24 protein-coding genes are annotated in these 25,283 nt (G+C 35.5%); 20 read left to right on the top strand and 4 right to left on the bottom strand.

All coding sequences use genetic code 11. The features are described from left to right. Nucleotides 1-44: 44 nt before the first annotated feature. From F6U93_RS14335 to F6U93_RS14320, 4 genes are all read left to right on the top strand, one after another. On the top strand, nucleotides 45-1,406 hold the full coding sequence (locus F6U93_RS14335; protein ID WP_150940914.1) for an OmpA family protein: 1,362 nt from the start codon (nucleotides 45-47) through the stop codon (nucleotides 1,404-1,406). Nucleotides 1,407-1,480: 74 nt separating this feature from the next. Further along, nucleotides 1,481-4,234, top strand: a complete 2,754-nt coding sequence (locus F6U93_RS14330) for a PD-(D/E)XK nuclease family protein (RefSeq protein ID WP_150940913.1) — start codon at nucleotides 1,481-1,483, stop codon at nucleotides 4,232-4,234. Nucleotide 4,235: 1 nt separating this feature from the next. After that, complete coding sequence (locus F6U93_RS14325) at nucleotides 4,236-5,075, top strand: alpha/beta hydrolase family protein (protein WP_150940912.1); 840 nt, start codon at nucleotides 4,236-4,238, stop codon at nucleotides 5,073-5,075. Between the two features lie 26 nt (nucleotides 5,076-5,101). Continuing rightward, nucleotides 5,102-6,781, top strand: coding sequence for a glycerol-3-phosphate dehydrogenase/oxidase (locus tag F6U93_RS14320; protein WP_150940911.1), 1,680 nt, complete (start codon nucleotides 5,102-5,104; stop codon nucleotides 6,779-6,781). 218 nt (nucleotides 6,782-6,999) lie between these two features. Here the strand turns inward: F6U93_RS14320 and F6U93_RS14315 are convergent, their stop codons facing one another. Continuing rightward, nucleotides 7,000-7,233 (bottom strand): hypothetical protein, encoded by a 234-nt coding sequence (locus tag F6U93_RS14315; RefSeq protein ID WP_150940910.1) that lies wholly within the window; start codon nucleotides 7,231-7,233, stop codon nucleotides 7,000-7,002. Nucleotides 7,234-7,258: 25 nt separating this feature from the next. Next, nucleotides 7,259-7,432, bottom strand: a complete 174-nt coding sequence (locus F6U93_RS14710; RefSeq protein ID WP_191963532.1) for a hypothetical protein — start codon at nucleotides 7,430-7,432, stop codon at nucleotides 7,259-7,261. A 211-nt stretch (nucleotides 7,433-7,643) separates the two neighbouring features. Between F6U93_RS14710 and F6U93_RS14310 the strand changes: the two genes are divergently transcribed. After that, nucleotides 7,644-8,519, top strand: coding sequence for a helix-turn-helix domain-containing protein (locus F6U93_RS14310; protein WP_150940909.1), 876 nt, complete (start codon nucleotides 7,644-7,646; stop codon nucleotides 8,517-8,519). Nucleotides 8,520-8,676: 157 nt separating this feature from the next. Here F6U93_RS14310 and F6U93_RS14305 read toward each other — a convergent pair whose 3' ends face one another. Then, nucleotides 8,677-9,234, bottom strand: a complete 558-nt coding sequence (locus tag F6U93_RS14305) for a hypothetical protein (protein WP_150940908.1) — start codon at nucleotides 9,232-9,234, stop codon at nucleotides 8,677-8,679. Nucleotides 9,235-9,242: 8 nt separating this feature from the next. After that, nucleotides 9,243-9,665 carry a hypothetical protein gene (locus F6U93_RS14300; protein WP_150940907.1) on the bottom strand — a complete coding sequence of 141 codons (423 nt, stop codon included), beginning with the start codon at nucleotides 9,663-9,665 and terminating at the stop codon, nucleotides 9,243-9,245. Nucleotides 9,666-9,902: 237 nt separating this feature from the next. Here F6U93_RS14300 and F6U93_RS14295 point away from each other — a divergent pair, with 237 nt between their 5' ends. The 15 genes from F6U93_RS14295 to F6U93_RS14225 all read left to right on the top strand — a co-directional run bounded on the left by F6U93_RS14295 (nucleotide 9,903) and on the right by F6U93_RS14225 (nucleotide 25,282). Continuing rightward, on the top strand, nucleotides 9,903-10,232 hold the full coding sequence (locus F6U93_RS14295) for a YtxH domain-containing protein (protein WP_150940906.1): 330 nt from the start codon (nucleotides 9,903-9,905) through the stop codon (nucleotides 10,230-10,232). Between the two features lie 6 nt (nucleotides 10,233-10,238). Continuing rightward, nucleotides 10,239-10,586, top strand: a complete 348-nt coding sequence (locus F6U93_RS14290; protein ID WP_150940905.1) for a hypothetical protein — start codon at nucleotides 10,239-10,241, stop codon at nucleotides 10,584-10,586. A 1-nt stretch (nucleotide 10,587) separates the two neighbouring features. Beyond that, nucleotides 10,588-10,794 carry a hypothetical protein gene (locus F6U93_RS14285; protein ID WP_150940904.1) on the top strand — a complete coding sequence of 69 codons (207 nt, stop codon included), beginning with the start codon at nucleotides 10,588-10,590 and terminating at the stop codon, nucleotides 10,792-10,794. 206 nt (nucleotides 10,795-11,000) lie between these two features. Continuing rightward, nucleotides 11,001-11,333, top strand: a complete 333-nt coding sequence (locus tag F6U93_RS14280) for an ArsR/SmtB family transcription factor (RefSeq protein WP_150940903.1) — start codon at nucleotides 11,001-11,003, stop codon at nucleotides 11,331-11,333. 47 nt (nucleotides 11,334-11,380) lie between these two features. Then, the gene (locus F6U93_RS14275) at nucleotides 11,381-11,848 is read left to right on the top strand and encodes a DUF6428 family protein (RefSeq protein WP_150940902.1); all 468 of its coding nucleotides are present in this window, start codon (nucleotides 11,381-11,383) and stop codon (nucleotides 11,846-11,848) included. 52 nt (nucleotides 11,849-11,900) lie between these two features. Beyond that, nucleotides 11,901-12,521, top strand: coding sequence for an arsenate-mycothiol transferase ArsC (locus tag F6U93_RS14270; protein WP_150940901.1), 621 nt, complete (start codon nucleotides 11,901-11,903; stop codon nucleotides 12,519-12,521). A 3-nt stretch (nucleotides 12,522-12,524) separates the two neighbouring features. Next, a complete protein-coding gene (arsB, locus tag F6U93_RS14265; RefSeq protein ID WP_150940900.1) occupies nucleotides 12,525-13,583 on the top strand; it encodes an ACR3 family arsenite efflux transporter in 1,059 nt (352 codons plus the stop codon). Nucleotides 13,584-14,006: 423 nt separating this feature from the next. Next, on the top strand, nucleotides 14,007-14,606 hold the full coding sequence (locus F6U93_RS14260; RefSeq protein WP_150940899.1) for a hypothetical protein: 600 nt from the start codon (nucleotides 14,007-14,009) through the stop codon (nucleotides 14,604-14,606). 285 nt (nucleotides 14,607-14,891) lie between these two features. Then, complete coding sequence (locus tag F6U93_RS14255) at nucleotides 14,892-16,427, top strand: HAL/PAL/TAL family ammonia-lyase (protein WP_150940898.1); 1,536 nt, start codon at nucleotides 14,892-14,894, stop codon at nucleotides 16,425-16,427. After that, entirely contained in the window at nucleotides 16,427-17,179 is a 753-nt protein-coding gene (gene fabG, locus F6U93_RS14250; protein ID WP_150940897.1) for a 3-oxoacyl-ACP reductase FabG, read from the top strand. The genes F6U93_RS14255 and fabG overlap by 1 nt, the downstream gene beginning before the upstream one ends. 11 nt (nucleotides 17,180-17,190) lie before the next feature. Further along, nucleotides 17,191-18,408, top strand: a complete 1,218-nt coding sequence (locus F6U93_RS14245; protein WP_150940896.1) for a beta-ketoacyl-[acyl-carrier-protein] synthase family protein — start codon at nucleotides 17,191-17,193, stop codon at nucleotides 18,406-18,408. Between the two features lie 7 nt (nucleotides 18,409-18,415). Next, nucleotides 18,416-18,658: an acyl carrier protein gene (locus F6U93_RS14240; protein ID WP_150940895.1), complete on the top strand. Its 243-nt coding sequence runs from the start codon at nucleotides 18,416-18,418 to the stop codon at nucleotides 18,656-18,658. A 206-nt stretch (nucleotides 18,659-18,864) separates the two neighbouring features. Further along, nucleotides 18,865-20,061, top strand: a complete 1,197-nt coding sequence (locus F6U93_RS14235) for a DUF2062 domain-containing protein (protein ID WP_150940894.1) — start codon at nucleotides 18,865-18,867, stop codon at nucleotides 20,059-20,061. Beyond that, a complete protein-coding gene (locus F6U93_RS14230) occupies nucleotides 20,054-23,734 on the top strand; it encodes an MMPL family transporter (RefSeq protein ID WP_150940893.1) in 3,681 nt (1,226 codons plus the stop codon). Before F6U93_RS14235 ends, F6U93_RS14230 begins: the two co-directional genes overlap by 8 nt. 3 nt (nucleotides 23,735-23,737) lie before the next feature. Beyond that, nucleotides 23,738-25,282, top strand: coding sequence for a phytoene desaturase family protein (locus tag F6U93_RS14225; protein ID WP_150940892.1), 1,545 nt, complete (start codon nucleotides 23,738-23,740; stop codon nucleotides 25,280-25,282). Nucleotide 25,283 lies beyond the last annotated feature (1 nt).

The following is a 25,283-nucleotide window of genomic DNA, read 5'->3' as shown; positions in this document are numbered from 1 at the left end:
CTTACTTTTGTTTACAATTAACACTTAAAATTAAACTTTTGAATATGAAAAATCTTAGCAGATTATTGTTCGCTATGTTGCTTGTACTTGTTTGTAGCAACGTAAATGCGCAAGACAAAAACAACCCATGGCAAATTTCCATTGGGGCAAACGCAGTAGACTTCTACCCTGTAGGTGAAGATGCTCCAAGAGGTGAATGGTTCGACGAATATTTTAACGCGACTGACCACTGGAATATCTTACCATCTTTATCAACAATTACCGTATCTAAATATATCGGAAGTGGTCTTACTTTTGGTGTTGCTGGTTCATTAAACAAAATCTCTAAGTTTGGAGATGATGAAGACGGAATGTACAGTGATGATTCTTACTACGGTCTTGATGGTATCATTAGATATAATTTCTTAGAAGGAACTACAATTGATCCTTTTGTTGCTCTTGGTGGTGGTTACACTTGGGTAGACGAAATTGGTGCTGGTACTGTAAATGGTACAATTGGTACTAACATTTGGTTTACTGAAAATATCGGTTTAACTCTTCAATCAGCTTACAAACATTCTTTCGAAGATTACTTATATTCTCACTTCCAACATACTGCTGGTATCTCTATCAGATTTGGTGGTGCTGATACTGACGGTGATGGTGTTTACGATAAAGATGACGCTTGTCCACACGTACCAGGATTAAAAGAATTTAACGGATGTCCTGATGCTGATGGCGATGGAATCGAAGATAGTAAAGATGATTGTCCAAACGAAGCTGGTACAGCTGAATTTAACGGATGTCCTGATACTGATGGTGATGGAATCTCTGATAATAAAGATGAGTGTCCTACAGTAGCTGGTATCGCAGCATTAAACGGTTGTCCTGATGCTGACGGTGACGGTGTTGCTGATGGTGATGATAAATGTCCAGATGTTGCAGGTCCTGCAGCTAACGCTGGATGTCCTTACCCAGATACTGATGGTGATGGTGTATTAGATAAAGATGATAAATGTCCTGAAGTTCCAGGTACTGTTGCAAACAACGGATGTCCTGAATTATCTGAGGCTGTACAAAAATCTTTAAATGCTTACGCTAAAACAATCTTATTTGATACTGGTAAAGCAACTATCAAAAAGCACTCAGCTGAAGTATTGCAAAACATTATTGATATCTTAAATGAATATCCTCACTCTAAGTTTACTATAGAAGGTCATACTGATAGTGTTGGTAGCGAATCTTTAAACCTTAAGTTATCTGATGATAGAGCTAGCTCTGTAAAAGATTATTTAACTAAAAATGGTATTGATGGATCTAGATTATCTTCTAAAGGTTACGGAGAGTCTAAACCAATCGATACTAACAAAACAAGAGCTGGTAGAGCAAACAACAGACGTGTTGAAATTAACTTAGTAAAAGAATAAGACACTTTTAAAAAGTTATAAAATAGATTAAGAAAAACGCTTCGGGAAACCGAAGCGTTTTTTATTTTTATAACATGACAACATTCATCCTTGAAGTACTACAAGATTTAAAAAAGAATCAAACCAACTTATCAGAAGTTACCTTTGTTTTACCCAGCAAACGAGCCGGTGTATTTTTAAAACATCAACTCCCAGAAGTTTTAGATGCTACCCTATTTGCACCTAGAATTATTAGTATAGAAGAGTTTGTTGAAGAAATGGCTCAGCTTAAAAGCATTTCTAATACCGAACTGCTCTTTGAGTTTTACAATTCATACCTAGAAATTTCAAAAGGTGATGAAATCGACACCTTTGAAACCTTTTCCAAATGGGCACAAATCTTACTTCAAGACTTTAATGAAATTGACCGTTACCTCATTCCACAAGAACATATCTTTGAATACCTAGCAGCTATTGAAGATTTAAAACACTGGTCACTAGAAGAACCAAAGACAGAGTTCGTTAAAAACTATTTAGCCTTCTGGAATAAGCTCTTTGATTACTACAAACACTTCACAAAACACCTTATTAAAAATAATTGGGGATATCAAGGCCTCATTTATAGAGAAGCCGCCGCTCAAGTAAAAACCTATATCCAAAACAACAATAAAACTCAACATGTATTTTTAGGTTTTAATGCCCTAAATACCGCTGAAGAAATCATTATTCAAGACCTTCTAGATCATGGTTTGGCTAAAATTTACTGGGACATCGATAAAGTGTTCTTTGAAAACAAACTACATGATGCTGCCCTATTTACAAGGCAGCATAAAACCAATTGGAATTACTTTAACACCAACCCATTCCAATGGATTACTAATAACTATACTGACTCTAAGAATATATCTGTATATGGCATTCCCAAAAATATCGGCCAAGCTAAATACATAGGGACCATTTTAAAGGATTTACAGAAAGAAAATAATCACTTAGAAAATACAGCTGTAGTTTTAGGCGATGAAAATCTACTTATTCCTGTACTCAATTCGATACCGAACAGCATTAAGGCTTTAAACATCACAATGGGTTTTCCGTTAAAATCCATTCCATTAGCATCATTATTTGAAGATTTATTTCGCCTTCACAAAACAAGCTCGAAGTCCTTCTATTTCAAGGACCTTACAAAAATCATATCGCATCAGTTTATAAGGCCCTTATTTCTTCTTGATGATACCGATTATGCCACGAAACTCATTGAAACTATAGACAGCAATAACTTGGTGTATTTAAGTGTTTCGCGATTGAAACAAATTGCCGAGCCTGCTTCAGAGGTTATCGAATTTTTGTTTTCAAACTGGAATACTAGTATCAACCAAGCCTTAAACAACTGCACAAAGCTCATACTGGCCATTAAAGCCTGTTTGAACGCCAATACCGAAGCTGACAAACTTGCTTTGGAGTATTTATTCCGCTTTAACGAACTTTTCAATGAACTTATCAGTTTAAATGACACTCATAAGCATATTAAAGACGTTTCGACCTTGCATAGCATTTACAACGAACTATTAAGTTCAGAATCTTTAGATTTTCAAGGCGAACCCTTAGAAGGCTTACAGGTCATGGGGATGTTAGAATCACGTGTTTTAGATTTTGAAACCGTCATCATATCTTCGGTTAATGAAGGTGTTTTACCTTCAGGAAAAAGTAACAATTCGTTTATTCCTTATGATGTAAAACTTGAAAACAAATTACCCACTTACAAGGAAAAGGACGCGGTTTACACCTATCACTTTTACCGTTTATTAAAGCGCGCTAAAAATGTCTATATTCTTTACAATACTGAAGCCGACGTCCTCACCGCAGGTGAAAAAAGTAGATTTATTACACAATTGGAACTTGAAGACATACATAACATCCAGCAACATATTATAGCGCCCCAAGTGCCTATTATAGAGCAAAAGCTCAAGGTTATAAAGAAAACCCCAGAATTATGCGCTGACCTAACCAAATTAGCGGGTCAAGGGTTCTCGCCATCATCGCTAACCAATTACATGCGCAACCCTATTGATTTCTATTATCAGAAAATTTTAAAAATTAAAGACCATAACGATGTTGAAGAAACTGTTGCGGCAAACACCCTAGGAACTGTTGTTCACAACACGCTAGAAGACTTTTACAAGCCGCTAGAAAACGCTTTTATCACTATAGATATCATTAATGCTTTAAAATCTAAAATTGAGGAGCGTGTATCCCACCACTTTAAAGAAGAATACAAAGAAGGTGACATTACTAAAGGTAAGAACCTCATCATTTCAGAAATCGCCAAGCGTTATGTTTTAAATTTCTTAGATTTAGAAATCAATAGCCTAAAAGCAGGAAATAAAATTAAAATCGTTGCCATTGAAGCCGATAATGATGTACTAGTAAACATCCCTGAGCTTGATTTTCCAGTACGATTACGAGGAAAAGTTGACCGGGTAGATGAATGCAATGGTGTCATGAGAATTATAGATTATAAAACAGGAAAAGTAGAACAAAACCAAGTACAAGTTGAAGGTTGGGAAGACCTAACCACAGACTATAAAAAATACAGCAAAAGCTTTCAGGTTTTAACCTATGCTTATATGATGCAGCAATCGGGAGCCCTAACATTACCTCTTGAAGCGGGCATCATATCCTTTAAAAATTTAAGTTCTGGCTTTTTAAAATTCTCAAAAAAAGAACTTGGAAGTCGTACAAAAAACACCTTGATTTCAGAAGAAACCATTGAAGCATTTGAAGCAGAATTAAAGACTCTCATCATAGAAATTTGTGACCCAAATACCGATTTCACCGAAAAAGAACTGTAGTATGAACATAAAAAAGAACATTCTAATACCTGGAAAACACAATAAACCCATAGTCACCGATGTGTTTTTTACCGAAAACAACAGTCCAAAACCCGTGCTTATTTTTTGTCACGGTTACAAAGGTTTTAAAGATTGGGGCGCTTGGAATCTTATGGCAAACGCTTTCGCGGAAGCGGGCTTCTTTTTTATAAAATTTAATTTCGCCTATAACGGCGGAACCCCAGAACAACCCATAGATTTTCCAGATTTAGAGGCTTTTGGAAACAATAATTACACAAAAGAATTAGACGATTTAAAAAGTGTTTTAGATTGGATTACTACAAACACTGATTATAAAGGTGAGCTAGACCTTAATAAAATTAACCTTATGGGGCATAGTCGTGCTGGCGGAATTGTTTCTATTACTGCTAAGGAAGACGATCGCATAAAAAAAGTCATCAGCTTGGCTGGAGTTAGTGATTACGGTAATCGCTACCCCATTTCAGGAGATTCAGAACTGTGGCAAAAAGAAGGGGTAAAATATGTTGAAAACGGCAGAACCAAACAACAAATGCCGCATTTTTATCAGTTTTACAAAGATTTTAAAGCCCATGAAACCCGCCTGAATATAAAACGCGCCGTTTCAAATTTGAACAAACCTTTACTGATAATTCATGGTGATGAAGACACCAGTGTTTTAATAGAAGAAGCAAAAAACCTTCAAAAATGGAAACCTGATAGTCACCTAAAAATCATTGAAGGTGCCAACCACGTCTTTGGAGCATCGCATCCTTGGAACGAATCTAAGATGCCAAAACAACTCAAAGAAGTCGTTGATACCACCGTAAAATTCTTAAAATAACATCTTTCGACAAGACGCTCTAATGTATGCCACAAGCTAAACAGCCTTTTTCAGCCTTAAACAGAAGCCATTTGTTAGACAAGTTGCAGACTCATACTTTCGACTTGGCAATCATTGGTGGTGGAATTACAGGCGCTGGCATTGCCTTAGATGCAGCTTCAAGAGGCATGAAGGTCTGTCTTATTGAAAAAAATGACTTCGCCTCAGGAACCAGTAATAAATCAACAAAACTCATACATGGGGGCCTACGCTACTTGAAACAATTTGAAGTGGGTCTGGTACGCGAATCTGGTTCAGAACGTGCTATAGTCCATAAACTCGCGCCACATTTAGTCAGCCCTGAGAAAATGCTTTTACCATTAAGTGAAGGTGGCACTTATGGAAAAATAATGACGGCTATAGGCTTAAAGGTCTATGATTTTCTAGCCGATGTTCACGGTGAGGATGGTCGCATCATGCTCGACAAAACTGAAACCTTAGAAAAAGAACCTTTACTTGATAAAAACAAAACCATAGGTGGTGCACTTTATGCCGAATACCGTACCGACGATGCGCGACTAACTATAGAAGTTCTAAAACGCGCAGCTTCTTTTGGTGCCGTCATCGTCAATTATTGTGAAATGCAAGATTTCAATTACAATGGGCAATCTAAAATTGAAAGTCTAGACTGCAAAGACCACATCCAGAACAGAACGTTTATAATCAAGGGTAAAAGTTACATTTCAGCCACTGGCCCCTGGGCCGATGTTCTGAGAACTAAAGACCAGTCCATCAATCACAAACATTTACATCTCACCAAAGGGGTACACCTCACATTTCCGAAGCATAAATTACCTATAAAACAATCGATTTACTTTGATGTTGACGACGGGCGCATGATTTTTGCCATTCCAAGAGGCCGCGTTACTTATGTAGGCACCACCGACACCAATTACCAAGGAAGCAAAGACCGCATTGTGGCGACTAAAAAAGACCTGCACTATTTATTACACGCCATTAACAACCACTTCCCCAACTTACATTTAACAGAAAATGATGTAGAATCGAATTGGGCAGGATTACGACCACTGATACATGAAGATGATAAAGCTCCTTCAGAATTATCAAGAAAGGATGAACTGTTTATTTCAAACACCGGATTAATCACCATCGCTGGAGGAAAATTAACAGGTTATAGAAAAATGGCCCAACGTGCCCTAGAAGCTGTTTTAGACAGATTTTCTTCTGAAGCAAAAGCAGGTTTTAAAAGCTCGAAAACCGAATCAATTCCTTTGATTGAACCTACTCTTACCTCAAATAAGAAGGTGAAGCAATTCCGAAAGGCACTTCAACAAAAACTAAAGATCATAGGTATTGAAGATGGGTATCAAAGCTGGTATTTATGTTTTCATTACGGTAAACAAGCTGAAATCATTTTAAATAAAATAGATGACTTTGAAAATGAAAATCCACTCGAACGTCTCATTCGTGCAGAACTTTGGTTTGGAATTCATTACGAAATGGCCACAAGCTTAAGTGATTTTTTTGTCCGCCGTTCGGGACGCTTATATTTTGATTTGCCAAGTGTACAAACCTATCGTGTGATTATATTAAAAGATTTAAAAGCTTACCTAAATTGGGACAGTGACAAAGTGACTCTAGAACAGAAAAACTTAGACCAAATGATACAAGATGCCACAACATATTACGATACTGAATTTAAATAAAGAACTGGTGACCTAAAACAAAAAAGAGGGCCGCGAAAATAAATTCCGCAACCCGCTTCAAACTTAAAAATCAAACTTTCATTGCTATTAATCCCGTTCTAATTTTTAATTAACCCCTAATCTTAAAAACTTATATTTTTCTTTCCTTTTATTACCTTACAAATTTACGAAGGCTTTTAGGTTTTTATGGCGACATACTGTGTCTTAACCATCTCTCATTAATCTAACAGCTGCTTGACTAACGAGGCTTCTACATCAGACAAATCATCACCTTTTAAATCATTTAATAAATCAGTCATCCTATTTAACGAAAAATCTGAAATATGCTCTGAATTATAATCGATTTGTAGTAAAAGATCCTTCAGTGTTAATGCCGCGATCAACTCTTTTGTATTTGAAGCGCCTTCGTCTCTAATACCGTTTTCTATTTCTCTTAATTTATGTAAAAGCATATACATCTTAAATATTTAATTTTTACTATTCATGTAGGGACTCCTTAGTTGCATAAATCATATGATACTGTCCATCATCTCTAAAATTCATCATCCATTGCGCGAGTAAAGTTTCTGCTTCCTCTAAAGAAATAAAAAATGCACTTGACAAAGCTGGTGCCATTCCGTATAAATCATGCTTTCTATGTTTAGACAACATATGCAGATATAAGAAAATACTACGCTCAAATGGCGTAATTGGCCTATATTTGTCACTTTCAATATTTTGATTCATCACAATTGGTATTAAAACAACCTATATTAAAGGGTTTTATCCTTTGTGCAAATTTAAGTACACATACCGATTATGAATGCGACACGAAATGTCATGATGAATTTTTAGTATATTTAGTCACCATTTTAACCAACTAATGAAAAGATATTATTCTATAGGCGAACTCTTTAGTGATTATCGCGAATTTAACGACCTGTCACAAAGTGATTTTGCTGCTAGTATTAAGGTTGACTTAAGAACCATTCAGCGCTGGGAAAAGAACTTAACCCTAGTGAAATCTGAAAAAGAAGAAGATATTGTACTAGCTACTTTAATGCCCTACCAACTCATTCATAATCTGAATGCTACTGTACCTATACCAACGTATTATAGTTTTAAAACGAGGAAATTTTCACTTTCCGAACAAAGTACTGAATTACCAAATTTAGCTTGGTATAAAGATCAAATCGATCTAATTACACAAAATATAAGGACTATTGATTGTGACCTAGATCTAAAACACATTGATCACTTTATAGATTCTCAGCATAAAGATGATACTTATGTAAATAACGATTTAATTAGTGAAGCAGTTAGGCTATTACCAGAACTAAACTTTGTTTATACAGGAAAAACAGGCTATTATGCTGGGCACTGTATTGTTTTACCGCTTAATGAAGCGACATACCAGAAACTACGAAATCGCGAAATTACCAATAAAGATTTAAGGGCAAGTGATTTAATTGACCCTAGCCACATGGAGCGTCCTATCTATTATAGATATGATATTACAGGTGATTGCAACGAAACCATTTTTTATGTCATGGCACAATTTTTTAGATATTTTAGAGATTTAAAAAACAAAAACTATGTGCTATGCGGTTATACCGAACGCGATGATAATTACGATCTGAATTTAGAAATCGGACTCAAAAATGTTTGGGAAGATAAAGTCCTACAGGAGCAATTGAATTTAGATTATCCGCCTCGATTTATTGAAGGCAATTTTAATCATTTTTTATTTGACGATTAACTTTCTAAACGGTGGTCAATTTAGTGCTTTAATGAAAGAAGGGCGTCATGCTGAACTTGATTCAGCATCTCATCACTAAACTGGAAGATTCAATAACTTTATATAAGTTTAGAATAATGACATCCCAGTTTTGGTCGTTGGTTATACAGCAAGTACTCTAATCAAAAACACACAAAATATCACTTTCTGGATATATTTTTTGGACCCAAAAAAGTTCATCAAAAGTCTGTAAGAATTGTATAAGTGACTTGAAAAATTCTTGATTTACAAATACATTGTAGCCGAGTAATTGATAATCAACAACTAATAAATTCCTAGGGTTATCGCTATAACTATAGTAATTCATTAAAAACTCAAAACAGGCATTTCCAGCAATATTTTCGTTTTTAATCACCCAGACTTTCACTTGAGTTTCATCATTTTTTACGGCCTCAAAATCCTCCAATTCATCAAAAGCATAAGCTTCGTATTTATGATAATATGAAAACTCAAGCAGCTGTTCATAAAGGCTAATAAAAAGGTAGGCCTCATGATTTGAAGTACAGGTACAGCAACCGGTAAATTTATGCTGACAACCAGAATTAGGACAATGCCAATTGTATTTTACATCTTTAAAATCGGCATCATAATCTAGTAGCCACTGTTTTATCTCTTTAAAACAAAACAGTCCGCCCTTTTGAAGATTTTTAAATGCTGATAATGCGGTTAACTTCATAAATAAATTTAGAGTGTCACTTCCTTCATATAAGTATTCAACGCCTTTTTTCTTACAATATTATATTGTTTAGCTTGTAGCTCTGAAGGCGTATCACCTAATCGGTAAAGCATACCATAAATAGCAGTCGCAAACCATACCTTTTGGGTATCGCTTAATTCACGAAGAACCTCATAGGCTTGCTCATCGGCTTTAGGAGCAAATTTGTGCACATAGGCCTCTCTAATGTTAAAGCTTAATGACTCAAACTGTTCTTGAATATAATTGTACATATTCAAATTAAAAACAGCATCATCGGCCATCATGACCATTAAAAAGGTATGCACCATAGCTTCTAACTGTTCATTATTTAAATCCATACGGTATGTTGGAAAGTCTGAATTCGATTTTACACCTAACCTGTGTCGCTTATTTCTTAGTATATTTACCATAATGGTCTGTTTTATTTTCAGACAAAATTAACCGAATATACTAGCTGTCAGTGCGACATTACATGTCGGCGGTCATAGCACCGTGATGCCATACATTTACTCTACACAAGAAGATCGCTATTGATTTATTTTTAAAGCAAGTAAACACTTACTTTAGTGCTTGAAATTCTTTTAAATCATTAAATCATTTCGTATATTGTATTCTTGTATTGCATTAACTTTTAAAACATTAATATTATGAATGATAATGGTAACACTTTTTTAGGACTTTTAGCAGGGACAGCTATTGGAGCCGTTTTAGGAATTTTATTTGCTCCAGATAAAGGGGTAAATACAAGACAACGTTTAAGTGATGAAGCTGATACGGCTAAACACAAGATTTCAGACTTAGCCCATGAGTTAAAAGAGCAAGCCTTAAGCACAGCATCTACTCAGAAAAAAAGTTTAGATGAGCATGTAGAATCTATTATGACTGATGTAAGTTATAAAGCAGAAGATGTGATTTCAACACTTGAGAAAAAACTAAAGGATCTTAAAGAGAAGAATAAAAATTTACAAAAATCATAAACATTTATGAGTTTAAACGACTCTTTAGCCGGTACTAATAAAAAAGCAAAAGCAGTAAGTGAAAAGTTTTTTCATACGACTTACGAGTACTATAGACTAAAAATATTTCAGCAATTAACCACGTCATTTGGTATCGTTTTTAAAACCTTGCTTATAGGAAGTATGTTATTGCTTGGTTTAACTTTTATAGCTATTGCAGTGGCATTTCTTATTGGTAAGGCTTTAGGTAACTATACCCATGGCTTTTTAATTGTAGGCGCCTTTTTTGTTTTAATTTCCTTAATTACTTATATGCTCAGAAAACATATAAGTAATTTTATAGTGAGAACCCTTTCTGAAAAGTTTTTTAATTAATATGAAAACATATAAAGATACAGACAGTTTGGAACGCGATTTAAAAATTTTAGATTTAGAACGTAAAATCGCCCTAGAAGAATTTAAAACATTAAAACAAGATTATACCGAGAGTTTAAATCCTGTAAATTGGATTCCTACAAATTTAAGATGGTTGGTAACAAATTACTCAACAAAATATATACTCAGGAAAATTTTTAAGAGGTAAATGACGACTTCAATTAAAGGTGTTTTAAAATATAAAGCTGTTGTAAGTTTCTTTACAACAGCTTTTTTTGTTTTAAATCATTCGAGACAACCATTTAAAATTCTAGTTATCAACTAAATGAAAAAACAATATGAAAATTTAATACAAAAACAATCAACCATTCCATATATTTATCGTAATATTGCAATGAACAAATAGAAACACTCATGGGATTAGCAAAAACAGAAATGTTCACCGATTTACAAAACGAAATTTCTTTAATTTCAAAAGCATTTAGTCATCCTGCCCGTGTGACTATTTTACAATACTTGTTTAAAACAAACTCTTGTGTTTGTGGTGACTTAGTCAACGAAATTGGCTTGGCACAGCCTACCATTTCACAACATCTCAAAGAACTCAAACAATTAGGACTTATAAAAGGTAGTGTTGAAGGCACTAGCGTTTGCTACTGCATTAACCACGAAAAATGGGCTACGATGAAAACGGTAATGTCGGAGTTTTTAGACCAAGACATCCCTAATAAACAAGATTGTTGCTAAAAAATTTATACTCATTAATCGCGATATCGCAATAAAACAATATAGTTATGACACTTTCAGAAGTAAAAAACAAACTCGAAAATTTAGAACAAATTGGTTTTCAATTACCAAACGGAACCTTAGTGCCAAGCCATTTTCATGTCACTGAAGTTGGTAAAATCACCAAACATTTCATAGACTGTGGCGGCACAGTTAGACAAGAAGAAGTTGTTAATTTTCAACTTTGGAATGCCAATGATTATGATCACAGATTACACCCAGAGAAGTTACTACACATTATAGAACTTTCAGAAAAAACCCTTGAAATAGGTGATTTAGAAATTGAAGTAGAATATCAAGATACAACCATTGGTAAATATGGATTAGATTTTGACGGCACCAACTTTCTACTTACCACCAAGCAAACCGATTGCCTTGCGAAAGACAACTGTGGTATTCCGGAAGAGAAACCAAAAATAAAATTCTCTGAATTCAACACTGCCAACTCCTGCACACCTGGCAGTGGTTGTTGCTAAGCCCAATACCACAAAACCCGCGCAATCATTCATTAAATACAATCAAATAAAAATGAGCCTTTTTAAGAACATTGAAAGCAGAATTTCAACATTAAACGTTGAAGGTATTTCAGAAGAACGTAAAGTAACTTTACAACCACTTATCGATTTTATACAAGCCAAAGTAGATGCCAATCAAGATATTCGCATCAACTTTATCTGTACTCATAACTCACGCCGTAGTCATTTATCACAAGTTTGGGCACAAACGCTGGCTTATCATTTTAACATCAAAAATGTATTTTGTTATTCTGGCGGAACTGAAGCCACGGCACTTTTCCCAATGGCTGCTGAAACTTTAAGCAATACTGGATTTGAAATAGAAACCCTTTCCGAAGGAAAAAACCCGGTGTACAGCATTAAATACGCAGAGAACGCACACCCAATTATTGGTTTTTCTAAAAAGTTGGATGCTAAATTCAACCCGTCTTCTGAGTTTGCGGCCATCATGACCTGCTCACAAGCCGATAATGGTTGTCCATTTATTGCCGGTGCTGAAAAACGAATTCCGTTGACTTTTGAAGACCCAAAGGCTTTTGACAACACACCGCAACAGGCAGAAAAATATAACGAAAGAAGCTTACAAATAGCAGGTGAACTCTTTTATGTATTCAATCAAATAAAAAATTCTTAATTAATGGCTACTCCTAAAAAATTAAGTTTTCTGGACAGCTACCTCACGCTTTGGATATTTTTAGCCATGGCCCTAGGAGTTGGTATTGGGTATTTTGCACCTTCTTTTCCAGATGTTATAAACTCATTTAGCGTTGGCACAACAAATATTCCTATAGCAATCGGACTCATATTAATGATGTATCCGCCACTTGCCAAGGTGAATTATGCCCTACTTCCAAAGGTTTTTAAAAACACCAAAATCTTGTCGATTTCCCTGATTCTGAACTGGATTGTGGGTCCTGTACTCATGTTTTTCCTAGCGATAACCTTTTTACGCGATTACCCAGAAGAATACATGGTAGGGCTCATTCTTATTGGTTTAGCCCGTTGTATCGCCATGGTTTTAGTTTGGAATGACCTTGCGGAAGGAAATGCAGAATACGGCGCTGGATTAGTAGCCTTAAATAGTATTTTCCAAGTATTTGCTTATAGCTTCTACACCTGGATTTTTATTACGGTTTTACCTCCTTATTTCGGATTTGAAGGCGCTATCGTAGATATTTCTATTGCTACCATTGCTGAAAGTGTTGCGATATACCTAGGTATTCCTTTTCTTTTAGGAATTTTAAGCCGTGTGGTCTTGGTAAAATTAAAAGGTGAAGATTGGTACAACAATAAATTTATTCCTGCGATTTCGCCCTTAACTTTAATCGCGCTTCTATTTACTATCGTTGTGATGTTTTCACTAAAAGGGGAATTGATTGTTGAAATCCCAATGGATGTATTAATCATTGCAGTGCCTTTACTTATTTACTTCGCCCTGATGTTTATTATTGGCTTCTTTTTTACAAAAGCCATGGGTGCAGAATATGATAAAACCGCTGCAGTTGCTTTTACCGCTGCCGGAAATAACTTTGAATTAGCTATTGCCGTAGCTATTGCGGTTTTCGGACTCAATTCTGGGCAAGCCTTCACAGGGGTTATTGGCCCCTTGGTAGAAGTACCCGCCTTAATACTATTAGTGCGCGTATCCTTTTGGTTACGAAAAAAATACTTCAACAAGAAGCTTAAAAAAGCATAACATAAAGGGAATCATTATATTCCTAAAAAAAGCTCCTAAAAGTTAAACTTTTAGGAGCTTTTTATAATTATAAATTAATTTTTCTTCTTCTTACTAAAACCCATTTAGTAATAAATGTATGGTAAGAGCACTTAAACTAAACACAAATAAGGTTAAATACGTAATTTTAAATAAATTGTATCCTAAAATTTCAGTTTCATTGTTGACTTCTAAAGTATTCATAACATTGAGGTTTAATTAAAAAGCAATCGACTTAAAACAAATCGCTTTGACTTTCTATAATTATTATACCCCAAAATTACCCCAATTGACCCATGCTTTATGCGACATGTAATGTCATGAAATAAAAGACAAACAATAAAACAATTCGTACACTTATTTCTATATATTAGCAAACAACTAACCATTTAACCTAAATTAAAAATGAGAAAAAATCTTACTATTGCATTAATCTGCCTTTTTACAAGCTTTACTTATGCGCAGAAAATCAAAGTAAAAACAGGTAGTTTTAAAGACTTAAAAGATATCAATGCTTACGCTTTAACCTTCGACTACAGCAACCTAGAGATTCCTAAATACGACTCTGAAGAGGAATTCTTGGAAGATAAAATGTCTAAAAGAGAAGAAAAAGAAGCTGGTGCTGGTGAGGTTTTCAAAAAATCTTGGTTTGATGACCGCGAAGACCGCTATGAACCAAAATTCATTGAATCATTTAATAAAAGATTTGATGATGATGAAGTTAAAGTAGCTAAAGATGTTGAAGCTCCTTATACCATGCTTGTAAAAACCAACATGATGTATGCGGGTTACAACGTTGGTGTGATGCGCCAAAACGCAAAAATAGAAGCAACCGTTTCAGTTTATGAAACTAATGATCCTAGTAAAATTCTATTTTCTGCAGACATCACTAAAGTAGAAGGTCAAGGTGCCATGGGTTATGATTACAACTCTGGATACCGCATCTCTGAAGCTTATGCCAAGCTGGCCAAAGAAGTTGCTAAAAAAATAAACAAAGTGATCTAAGCTTAGTAGACACTTATAGCATTAAATACAAAAGCACTGATTAAAGCATTTTTCAATTTTTAATCAGTGCTTTTTCTATTACATCCGGTAAATACTCAAAATTCCACTAAAAATTACCATATACAGGACTACTTTTCATAGTAAAAAGCCCTTCCTAAAACCTTACTTTTAAGAGTCTCAAAATCTTCTTAGTATAAAATCATTTATTATTCTAAATTTGCACACCAAAATAACTACTTTACAAGCCGTTATTAAAACAATATTTCACGCATAAAAACAATATCGATGTTAAAACTAGATGGCACGCTCAGGATTGAAGAATTTTATAAAATTATTTTTGAAAATAACCCTTTAGAAATTGACCCGAGTGTTTATCAAACTATAGAAAACAGTTTTAACTTTTTAAAAGATTTTTCAGATAACAAAACCATATACGGCGTGAATACTGGTTTTGGGCCCATGGCTCAATATAAAATCAACGACGCCGATCGTATAAAACTACAATATAATTTAATTAGAAGTCACGCTTCTGGCACGGGAAATTTCATTCCACCGCAATATGTGAAAGCAGCGATGTTAGCTCGTTTAAATACGCTATCGTTAGGACATTCAGGCGTTCACAAATCGGTTATCGAATTGATGAACCAATTGATTAATAGAAACATTATTCCATTAATTTATGAGCACGGTGGTGTTGGTGCCAGTGGAGATTTGGTACAATTGGCGCATTTAGCCCTTGTTTTAATTGGAGAAGGCCAAGTGTTTTACAAAGCCAAATTGCAACCTACAAAAGACGTTTTCGAAATTGAAAATCTAAAACCTATTTCTGTAGTTTTACGTGAAGGTTTAGCGCTTATGAACGGTACTTCAGTAATGACTGGTATTGGTATTGTAAACACCATAAACACCAGACGCTTATTAAACTGGGGGATTTTATGTGCTTCAGCCATTAATGAAATCATGCAGGCCTATGATGACCATTTATCGCTAGAATTAAACCAGTCAAAAAAACATAAAGGCCAACGTGAAATCGCTAAACTGATGCGTGAGCACTTAAGCGATTCACAATTAACCAGAAAACGTGAAGAATTCTTATATAATAAAAACCCTGATGTTAAGGTTTTTGAAGAAAAAGTTCAGGAATACTACTCTATCCGTTGTGTGCCTCAAATTTTAGGTCCTGTTTTAGACACCCTAAATGATGTGGAACGCATTTTAATGGAAGAAGTGAATTCGGCAAACGACAACCCAATCGTGAGTGTTGAAAAACAACATGTGTATCACGGTGGAAACTTTCACGGAGATTACGTGTCTTTAGAAATGGACAAACTTAAATTGGTCGTTACTAAAATGAGCATGCTTGCCGAGCGTCAACTTAACTATTTATTAAACCCAAACCTTAATAATACCTTACCTGCTTTTGTTAATTTAGGAACATTAGGTTTAAACTTTGGTATGCAAGGTGTTCAGTTTACGGCAACCTCAACAACTGCAGAAAACCAAACGCTTTCTAACCCAATGTACGTACACAGTATCCCAAATAACAACGACAATCAAGATATTGTGAGTATGGGAACTAATGCAGCGCTCATAACAAAAAAGGTTATAGAGAATGCTTATGAAGTTATGGCGATTGAATTGATTACCATCGTTCAAGCCATTGAATATTTAGAGGTTCAAGATAAAATCTCTTCAAAAACTAAAAAAGCATACGAGGCGATTAGAAAAATCGTGCCTGCATTTAAGGACGATATTATCATGTACCCTTATGTAAATGAGGTGAAAGCCTTTATTATGAACCACGAAAATAATATTGCATAATGAAAGAGAAGGAAGTCATAACAAAATACGCCTTAGTCACCGGAGGGTCACGAGGTATTGGTAGAGCCATTTGCGTGCAATTGGCCAAAGATTCAGACTACCCAATCATCATCAACTATAACAGCAATAAAGAAGCCGCTTTAGAAACTTTAAAATTAGTAGAAGAAGCTGGAGGCACTGGTGAACTATTACCATTTAATGTATCTAATCTTAGCGAAGTTGCTCAAGCCTTAGATTCATGGCAAGACCATCATGAGAATGGGCTTATAGAAGTGATAGTAAACAACGCAGGCATTACTAAAGATGGTTTATTCATGTGGATGAAACCAGAAGATTGGAATGATGTCATCAACACCAGTTTAAACGGGTTCTTTAATGTGACCAATCACCTGATTCAAAAATTACTAGTCAATAAATATGGACGTATTATCAATTTAGTATCTGTATCGGGACTAAAAGGAACCCCAGGCCAAACCAATTATTCAGCCGCTAAAGGTGCTGTAATTTCAGCTACAAAAGCACTAGCTCAGGAGATTGCTAAACGAAATATCACCGTAAATGCTGTGGCTCCAGGATTTATTAACACCGATATGACAGGAGAATTGAATGAAAAAGAGTTGAAAAAACTCGTGCCAGCTAATCGTTTTGGTGAGCCTGAAGAAGTGGCACATTTAGTATCATTTTTAGCTTCTAAAAAATCGGCTTATATTACGGGAGAAGTCATTAATATAAATGGTGGTATTTACTCCTAAACACGTTTAAAATGAGAAGAGTTGTTATAACAGGCATGGGAATTTATTCCTGCATCGGTAAAAATCTAGAAGAGGTCAAACAATCCTTATACAATGGAACTTCAGGAATTATCTATGATGACAAAAGAAAGCCTTACGGTTTTCGCTCCTGTTTAACGGGTATGGTAGATATGCCAGACCTAAAAAAACAACTTGGAAGAAGACAGCGTATTAGCTTAGGCGAAGAAGGTGCTTATGCTTATTTAGCAACCCTGGAAGCCCTAGAAAACGCTAAAATAACTCAGGATTATCTCGATGCCAATGAGGTAGGTATCATATACGGTAACGACAGTACGGCAAAATCGATTGTAGAGTCGGCCGATTTAATTCGCGAAAAAAAAGACACCAATTTAGTAGGTTCAGGAGCTATTTTTAGAGGCATGAACTCCTCGATTACCATGAACCTTTCTACCATATTTAAATTAACAGGCATTAATTTTACGGTAAGCGCCGCATGTGCCAGTGGTTCGCATGCTATTGGTATGGCTTATCAATTGATAAAAAGTGAACTTCAAGATTGCATTATTTGTGGAGGCGCACAGGAAATAAACGAACTCGCCATGGGTAGTTTTGATGGTTTAGGTGTGTTTTCAGTAAATGAAGACTCTCCAGGGAAAGCATCTCGCCCATTCGACAAAAACCGTGATGGCTTAGTGCCTAGTGGCGGCGGAGCAACTCTGGTTGTTGAAAGCTATGAATCGGCTGTGAAACGTGGCGCCCCTATTTTAGCTGAAATTGTTGGTTATGGTTTTTCTTCTAATGGCGAACATATTTCTACGCCTAATGTAGACGGACCAGCACGAGCGATGAAAAAAGCACTCGACCAAGCTCAGATGTCTACAGAAGTGATAGACTATGTGAACGCCCATGCCACATCTACACCCGTTGGTGATAGTAATGAAGCTAAGGCTATTTTTGATGTTTTTGGCGAAAACGGGCCGCATGTGAGTTCAACCAAATCCATGACCGGACACGAGTGTTGGATGGCCGGAGCTAGTGAAGTGATTTACTCCATGCTCATGATGCAAAACTCTTTTGTTGCACCGAATATTAATTTAGAAAATCCTGACGAAGATGCCAGTAAATTAAATTTAGTAAGCAAAACCCTAGATAAAAAAATTGATGTATTTTTATCGAATTCCTTCGGATTTGGGGGAACAAATTCAGCATTAATAATAAAAAAATTGTAAAACAGTGATGGAAAAAGAAGTTATTATTGAAAAAATAAACAACTTTCTTGTTGATGAGTTTGAAGTGGAATCGGAAGACATAATGCCTACAGCTAATTTAAAAGACACTCTAGAACTAGATAGTTTAGATTTTGTTGATTTAGTAGTGGCTATAGAATCCAATTTTGGAGTAAAACTAGTAAGTCATGATTTTATAAATGTAGAAACACTTCAGGATTTTTACGACCTTATTGAAAATAAATTAAGTTAGATTTATAGTAAAACCTATGGTTGCAATTCGTAACCAAATACTTACATACCTAGTTGATAAACACATAAAGGGCATCTGTTGTTATTACAGATGCTTTTCTGTATTATAGCAGTAAATTAGCACTTTGCATAAATGCTTTAAAATGTAATAGTATATTTGTATAATATTATATTTGATTTTTTTGAGGAAGTCAAATGCTAACCACAATGAAGGAGACCGTAACACATAAACCATCAACCAACTTGTCATGTTGCGTTATTATACCCACGTATAATAACCAAAAAACATTGCAACAGGTTATTGATGGTGTTTTAAAACAGACTCACAACATTATTGTGGTTAACGATGGCGCTACAGATAGTACTTCGAGCATTTTAAAACATTACCCTGAAGTACATCAAATTCATTTTGAGCAAAACAAAGGTAAAGGTCAAGCCTTACGCGCTGGATTTAAAGAAGCTCTTCGTTTAGGCTATCATTACACCATAACCATAGATTCTGATGGTCAGCATTTCCCGGAAGACATTCCTGTGTTTATCAACAGCCTAGAACAAGCCGAAAACAAGAACCTACTACTCATTGGCGCCCGTAATATGAACCAAAAAAGCGTGCCTAAAAAAAGCAGCTTTGGTAATAAATTCTCCAATTTTTGGTATAAACTAGAAACGGGTATTGAACTGCAAGACACGCAGTCTGGATTTAGACTCTACCCGATTCATCAGCTTAAAGATTTAAAATTCTACACTTCAAAGTTTGAATTTGAAATTGAAATTATCGTAAAAGCCGCTTGGAAAGGCACTCAAGTTAAAAATATTCCGATTCAAATTTTATACGATGAAACTGAGCGTGTTTCGCACTTCAGACCCTTTAAAGATTTTACACGTATTAGCATTTTAAATACTTGGTTTGTTATCCTAACCTTTCTCTATATAAAACCAAGAAACCTTTTCAGAAAATTAAAAAAAAAAGGCATTAAGCGCTTCGTTATAGAAGATTTTATAAGTCATAACGACTCGCCTAGAAAAAAAGCATTGTCACTAACATTGGGACTTTTCATTGGACTCACGCCTTTGTGGGGCCTGCACTCGGCCTTAGCCATTTTTTTAGCAGTGATTTTTAAATTAAATAAAGCCATTGCATTTACATTTTCAAATATTAGTATTCCGCCATTTATTCCGTTTATTGTTTTTATAAGTTTTGTACTAGGCAATTTTATTTTGGGTCAGAATGAAACCTTTCAGCTTCACAAAATCAGCTTAGATGTTGAAGTTTTAAAACACCTTAAAACCTATCTCGTGGGTAGTTTTAGCCTTGCTACCATAGCCGCATTAATCGTAGGCCCTTTAAGTTATTTGCTTTTTTCAGTGTTTCAAAAGAAAAAAGTATCTGTAGTCAATGCATAATTGGTTTTACAACATATACGCTTACTTTCATGCTAGAAAAGCATTGGGTTTTGGTTTATTAATTTTCATTTTTTCTGCTTTACTCTTTACCGCTTCCAAAATTGAATTTGAAGAAGACATCACAAAACTCATCCCAAGTACTGCTGAAAACTCAGAAATTCAAAAGGTTTTAAAGCAGGTTAATTTTACTGATAAAATCATTGTTCACATCACCAAATCGCCAGAGGCTTCGGTGGATGATTTAACCCAATATGCCAGTGCATTTATAGATAGTATTTCTCAAAATTCGAGTGCATACATCAAAGACATCCAAGGCCAGGTAGACCAAGCAGACATACAACAAACTATGGATTTTGTGTATAACAATCTGCCGTTGTTTTTAGAAGACCAGGACTATAAAACCATTGCTGATAAAATCAGAAAAGACAGCATCAACCAAAGCACCTTAAATAACTACAAAACCCTAATTTCTCCTTCCGGAATTGTAGCCAAAGATGTGATTTTAAAAGACCCTTTAGGGCTATCTTTTATCGCCTTAAAAAGGTTGCAAGATTTAAATTACGGTGAAGAGTTTAGCTTAGAAAATGGTTTTTTGGTAAGCAAAGACAAATCACACATCTTATTATTTATCACACCAGCTTTAGATGCCAGCGAAACCTCAGAAAATGCCGGTTTTGTTGAAAACTTATACGTCACGCAAGACAAATTGAATGCCACTTTTAAAGGAAAAGCAACCAGCGAATACTACGGTGGCACCTTAATTGCCGTAGCCAATGCCAATCAAATAAAAAAGGACATTCAGCTTACGGTGGCTATTGCCTTAACGGTCTTACTACTTATTTTCATGGTGTTCTACCGTAAATTAACCATTCCTATCATTCTGTTTGTTCCTACCATTTTAGGGGGCTTATTGGCTATAGTCATCTTGTTTTTAGTACGTGAAAAAATTTCAGCCATTTCATTAGGTATCGGTTCCGTTTTACTTGGGGTCACCTTAGATTATGCTTTACATATTTTAACACACCTTAGAAACAATAATGAGGTAAAAAGCCTCTACAAAGAAATTACAAAGCCCATTTTAATGAGCAGTTTAACTACGGCTTTGGCCTTTTTATGTCTGCTTTTTATAAAATCACAGGCGCTTCAAGATTTAGGCCTTTTCACCGCTATTAGTGTGATGGGGGCTTCAGTTTTTGCGTTGATTTTTATTCCGCAGGTGTATAAAGAATCAGATAAGAAAGTCAAAAAAATAACGCTTTTAGATAAGCTTGCTTCCTATGAATTCCATCGAAAAAAATGGGCTATTATCGCCTTGGTATTACTGTGTATAGGAAGTTTATTCACCTACAAAAGCTTATCCTTCAACAACGACATCAGTCAGCTCAACTATCAACCCGAGCATTTAAAAGCCGCCGAATTACGTTTAGACACGCTTATTAGCAGTAAATCTAAATCTATTTACATTGCTGCTTACGGCACTTCCGAAGAGCAAACCCTTCAAAATAATGAAGTCATTCTCAAAAAACTTGAAGCCTTAAAAGGCGATAACAGTATTCTCAATTTTAGCTCACTGAGTACTTTAGTCCATTCGGAAAAACAACAAAAGCAGCAAATCGCAAAATGGAAAACTTTCTGGGACACCCAAACTGTAGAAACCACCAAAAATAACATCATTGAAAGTGGCGAGACTCTAGGTTTTAAACCCAATACCTTTAGCACTTTTTATAATTTACTAAAAACAGATTTTAGTCCTTTAAGCACGAACGACTATAAAACTCTAAAATCGATTTCAGTTGACGATTACCTCAACACCAAAAACGGTTTTACCACAATCACAACCTTAGTAAAAACCAAAGATGAAGTCCCTGTTTTAAAGACTTTTAAAGACCAAGACCAAACGCTTCTCATTGACCGCAAACAAATGAACGAAGCCTTTTTAGGCCATCTTAAAAGTGATTTTAACAAGCTTATTGGGTATTCCTTAGTTGTCGTTATCATCCTCTTACTCATTTTTTACAAAAGCTTTTCGCTCACTGTAGTGACTAGTTTACCTATTTGTCTCACTTGGTTATTAACCATGGGGATTATGGGACTATTCCATATTCAATTTAATATTTTCAACATCATCATTTCTACCTTTATTTTTGGTTTAGGTATCGATTACTGCATTTTTATCACCAACGGTTTACTACATGAATACCGTACTGGGGAAAAGGCTTTAACCACACACAAAACATCCATATTACTTTCGGTAATCACAACCATTCTTGGGGTGGGTGTTTTAATATTTGCCAAACATCCAGCCTTGCATTCTATTGCACTGGTTTGTTTAATCGGGATTCTTTCTGCCGTATTGGTGGCCTTTACTATTCAACCCTTATTATTTAAATTATTTATTGGTAGCTCAAAAAAACGTCCGGTTTCTGTTCGTGTTTTTCTGTATTCCATCCTATCGTTTACTTATTTTGGCTTAGGAGGTCTTTTGTTATCACTATTCAGTGTGACCATTTTAAAACTCATTCCACTTCCGAAGAAAACAAAAATGAATGGCTTTCATGTCTTGATGTCGAAATTCATGAAATCGGTATTATACACTGAGGTTTTCCTCGGAAAAAAAGTGATCAACACGGTTCAAGAAGATTTCAAAAAACAGGCCATCATCATTGCGAATCACAGCTCATTTTTAGACATTTTAGCCATTGGCATGCTGCATCCAAAAATCATTTTCCTCGTAAATGACTGGGTATATAACTCACCTGTTTTCGGAAAAGCCGTGCAACTGGCTGGTTTTTATCCTGTATCCAATGGTATTGATAACGGCTTGGACCATTTAAAGAAAAAAGTAGACCAAGGCTATACGCTAATGGCCTTTCCAGAAGGCACACGGTCAACAACCCATAAAATAAAACGTTTCCATAAAGGTGCTTTTTACTTGGCTGAGCAATTTAATTTAGATATTATTCCGGTGCTTATTCACGGTAATTCTGAAATCATCCCAAAAGGGGAAGCCATGATTAGAGACGGACAAATCACCCTAAAGGTTTTAGACCGCATTACACCAAACGATACCAGTTTCGGCAAAAACTACTCACAGCGGGCTAAGTATGTGGGGGCTTATTTTAGAAGTGAATTTAGTAAGTTGAGAAAAGAAAAAGAAGGGCCAACCTATTTCCATAAAACACTTTTAGACGATTATCGTTATAAAGGTCAGGCCTTGTATAATGACGTTCGTAGTGATTTAAAAACCTATAAAATCACTTACCAAAACATATTAGATACATTAGGCGAAAAGGCTCGTATCGCACATATCTCTAATGATGCTGGACAACTCGATCTTTTACTAACCTTACATGCCGTAGACAGAAAAATCATTTCTTATATTGAAAACCAAAAGTATCGCACAATTGTCAAGCACAATTGTATTAGCAATACGCGATACATTACTTGCGTAGATTCTTTAGACGAATTGTTAAATTATCCCGCAAATGTTTTAATTTTAAACACAAACCAAACAAACCATGAAGCGGCCATAACACCGTTTCTAAACACTGTAAACCATATCGTATTATTGAAAGCAAGTAGAGATTTTGATTCGACTTGGATTTTTCAACATGGTTTTCAATTGAGCTATCAAGACCAAAATAGCATTATCTTAACCAAAACAGGGCATTAATACATGAAATCGCATTACGATGTAGTCATTATAGGAAGTGGATTAGGCGGTTTAGTGTGTGCCAATATTTTGGCCAGAGAAGGTTACAGCGTTTGTGTTTTAGAAAAGAACAACCAATACGGCGGCAACCTACAAACCTTTGTTCGTGATAAAACCATTTTTGATACCGGCGTACATTACATTGGGGGCTTGAGTGAAGGCCAAAACCTCTATCAGTATTTTAATTATCTAGGTATCATGGATGAATTAAAGCTGAAAAAATTAGATGAGGATGGTTTTGACATCGTGACTTTTGGTGACGATCCCAAGGAATACAAACATGCTCAAGGCTATGAAAAATTTACCAAAGCACTCATTGCCCAATTTCCAGAAGAAGAAAAAGCCATAAAGGCCTACTGTGATAAGCTCAAAGAATTTTGTGGAAAATTCCCGTTATACGGATTAAAACTAGGCAAACCTTACCATCAAAATTCTGATATTTTCAGTTTAAAAGCCAAAGATTTCATAGATTCTATAACAACAAACGAGACCTTGCGAGCCGTATTAGTGGGCTCTAACTTTTTATATGCCGGCGACCCTAACCGGACCCCGTTTTACGTACATGCTCTAAGCATAAACTCCTACATTGAAAGTGCTTACCGATGCGTTAACGGTGGCAGTCAAATTTCTAAACTCTTAGTGAGACGCTTGAAAGAACATCAAGGCGAAGCTTACAAGCACCAAGAAGTCGTAAAATTTGGATATGAAGACAAAAAAATCACCTCTGTCACCACCAAAAAAGGCGACATTATTAAAGGAGATGTGTTTATTTCTAACATTGAACCTAAACTGACTATACAGTTGGTTGGTGAAGATAAATTCAGAAAAGTTTACGCCAATAGAATTAAAAACATAGAACCCGTGATAGCGGGTTTCAGTCTGTACATCGTTTTAAAACCCAATAGCTTTAAATACGAAAATCGTAATTTCTACCATTTTAAGGAGCGCGACATGGTTTGGAATAGTCAAAATTACACTGAAGAAAGCTGGCCTGAAGGTTATATGATTTCTATGGGAATTAATAAAAAAACAACTGATTACGGTGATAGCTTAACGGTTTTAACCTACATGCGCTACGAGGAAGTCGAGCCTTGGGCAAACACCGTAAACACCGTGGTTAATAAAAACGACAGAGGCCAAACCTACGAACAATTTAAAGCTGAAAAAGCCGAAATACTCCTTGATGAGCTAGAAAAAAAGTTCCCAAATATTAGAGATTGCATTGAAGAAACGTATACCTCAACCCCATTATCTTATCGTGATTACATCGGCTCGCACAACGGTACCATGTACGGTTATGTTAAAGATGCCAACAATCCCTTAAAATCATTTGTTTCGCCTCGAACAAAAATTAAAAACTTACTCTTAACGGGACAAAGTTTAAATATGCATGGTATTTTAGGCGTTACAATAGGGGCTGTGCTTACGAGTTCAGAAATTGTTGGTATGGAACCCTTATTAAACAAAATACAAGAAGCAAATAAAATAGAAGAGAACCCTTTAAGTTAGT

The sequence above is a fragment of the Pseudotamlana haliotis genome (assembly GCF_008806375.1).
GTDB lineage: Bacteria > Bacteroidota > Bacteroidia > Flavobacteriales > Flavobacteriaceae > Pseudotamlana > Pseudotamlana haliotis.
This window is presented reverse-complemented; position numbering and strand designations above follow the sequence as displayed.

Bases quoted from the DNA above. Each gene is read 5' to 3' on its own strand.
- F6U93_RS14335 (WP_150940914.1), top strand. From the start codon at position 45: ATGAAAAATCTTAGCAGATTATTGTTCGCTATGTTGCTTGTACTTGTT.
- F6U93_RS14330 (WP_150940913.1), top strand. From the start codon at position 1,481: ATGACAACATTCATCCTTGAAGTACTACAAGATTTAAAAAAGAATCAA.
- F6U93_RS14325 (WP_150940912.1), top strand. From the start codon at position 4,236: ATGAACATAAAAAAGAACATTCTAATACCTGGAAAACACAATAAACCC.
- F6U93_RS14320 (WP_150940911.1), top strand. From the start codon at position 5,102: ATGCCACAAGCTAAACAGCCTTTTTCAGCCTTAAACAGAAGCCATTTG.
- F6U93_RS14315 (WP_150940910.1), bottom strand. From the start codon at position 7,233: ATGCTTTTACATAAATTAAGAGAAATAGAAAACGGTATTAGAGACGAA.
- F6U93_RS14710 (WP_191963532.1), bottom strand. From the start codon at position 7,432: ATGTTGTCTAAACATAGAAAGCATGATTTATACGGAATGGCACCAGCT.
- F6U93_RS14310 (WP_150940909.1), top strand. From the start codon at position 7,644: ATGAAAAGATATTATTCTATAGGCGAACTCTTTAGTGATTATCGCGAA.
- F6U93_RS14305 (WP_150940908.1), bottom strand. From the start codon at position 9,234: ATGAAGTTAACCGCATTATCAGCATTTAAAAATCTTCAAAAGGGCGGA.
- F6U93_RS14300 (WP_150940907.1), bottom strand. From the start codon at position 9,665: ATGGTAAATATACTAAGAAATAAGCGACACAGGTTAGGTGTAAAATCG.
- F6U93_RS14295 (WP_150940906.1), top strand. From the start codon at position 9,903: ATGAATGATAATGGTAACACTTTTTTAGGACTTTTAGCAGGGACAGCT.
- F6U93_RS14290 (WP_150940905.1), top strand. From the start codon at position 10,239: ATGAGTTTAAACGACTCTTTAGCCGGTACTAATAAAAAAGCAAAAGCA.
- F6U93_RS14285 (WP_150940904.1), top strand. From the start codon at position 10,588: ATGAAAACATATAAAGATACAGACAGTTTGGAACGCGATTTAAAAATT.
- F6U93_RS14280 (WP_150940903.1), top strand. From the start codon at position 11,001: ATGGGATTAGCAAAAACAGAAATGTTCACCGATTTACAAAACGAAATT.
- F6U93_RS14275 (WP_150940902.1), top strand. From the start codon at position 11,381: ATGACACTTTCAGAAGTAAAAAACAAACTCGAAAATTTAGAACAAATT.
- F6U93_RS14270 (WP_150940901.1), top strand. From the start codon at position 11,901: ATGAGCCTTTTTAAGAACATTGAAAGCAGAATTTCAACATTAAACGTT.
- arsB (WP_150940900.1), top strand. From the start codon at position 12,525: ATGGCTACTCCTAAAAAATTAAGTTTTCTGGACAGCTACCTCACGCTT.
- F6U93_RS14260 (WP_150940899.1), top strand. From the start codon at position 14,007: ATGAGAAAAAATCTTACTATTGCATTAATCTGCCTTTTTACAAGCTTT.
- F6U93_RS14255 (WP_150940898.1), top strand. From the start codon at position 14,892: ATGTTAAAACTAGATGGCACGCTCAGGATTGAAGAATTTTATAAAATT.
- fabG (WP_150940897.1), top strand. From the start codon at position 16,427: ATGAAAGAGAAGGAAGTCATAACAAAATACGCCTTAGTCACCGGAGGG.
- F6U93_RS14245 (WP_150940896.1), top strand. From the start codon at position 17,191: ATGAGAAGAGTTGTTATAACAGGCATGGGAATTTATTCCTGCATCGGT.
- F6U93_RS14240 (WP_150940895.1), top strand. From the start codon at position 18,416: ATGGAAAAAGAAGTTATTATTGAAAAAATAAACAACTTTCTTGTTGAT.
- F6U93_RS14235 (WP_150940894.1), top strand. From the start codon at position 18,865: ATGAAGGAGACCGTAACACATAAACCATCAACCAACTTGTCATGTTGC.
- F6U93_RS14230 (WP_150940893.1), top strand. From the start codon at position 20,054: ATGCATAATTGGTTTTACAACATATACGCTTACTTTCATGCTAGAAAA.
- F6U93_RS14225 (WP_150940892.1), top strand. From the start codon at position 23,738: ATGAAATCGCATTACGATGTAGTCATTATAGGAAGTGGATTAGGCGGT.